Below are 689 nucleotides of genomic sequence, written 5' to 3'. Positions count from 1 at the left end.
GGTCTCCCTCGGTGCGGTGGCGGGCGGGCTGCTGACCGGCGTCCTGGTGTACCTGCTGGCCTGGCGACGCGGTGTCCACGGCTACCGCCTGGTGCTGGTGGGCATCGGTGTCGCCGCGATCCTCACCGCCGTCAACGGCTACCTCATGACCCGCGCCGACATCGTCGACGCGGCCCGGGCCGTCCTGTGGATCACCGGCTCCCTCAACGGGCGGGATTGGGCGCACCTGTGGCCCCTGTTGATCGCCTGCGCCGTGCTGGTGCCGCTCATCCTCTCCCGGGGCCGGCGCCTGACCCTGCTGGAGATGGGCGACGACGCCGCCTCCTCCCTCGGCGTCCGCCCGGAGAGCACCCGCCTGGTGGTGCTGCTGGGCGCGGTGCTGTTGACCGCCGTGGCCACCGCCGCCGCGGGACCGATCGCCTTCGTGGCGCTCACCGCCCCGCAACTGGCCCGTCGGCTCACCCGGGCCCCCGGCCCGAACCTGCTGCCCGCCGCCGCCATGGGGGCCCTGGTCCTGTGCGCCGCCGATCTGGCCGCGCAGGTCGCCTTCGGGGATCGACAGCTGCCGGTGGGTGCCGTGACCGGCATCCTGGGCGGTGGCTACCTGCTGTGGCTGCTGGCCGTCGAGCGCCGGGCGGGTCGCCTGTGAACGCCTCCCCCTCCCCTCCGTCCCCGTCGGGGTCGACCAC

At 75.0% G+C, this 689-nt stretch carries 1 protein-coding gene; it reads left to right on the top strand.

Features of this window, described 5'->3' with window-relative positions; translation table 11 throughout:
- The coding region (locus FOE67_RS27680) for a FecCD family ABC transporter permease (protein ID WP_182667545.1) at positions 1-649 on the top strand (649 nt) is incomplete at its 5' end.
- Positions 650-689: the final 40 nt, after the last annotated feature.

The sequence above is a fragment of the Streptomyces calidiresistens genome (genome assembly GCF_014141525.1).
Taxonomy (GTDB): domain Bacteria; phylum Actinomycetota; class Actinomycetes; order Streptomycetales; family Streptomycetaceae; genus Streptomyces; species Streptomyces calidiresistens.
This window is presented reverse-complemented; position numbering and strand designations above follow the sequence as displayed.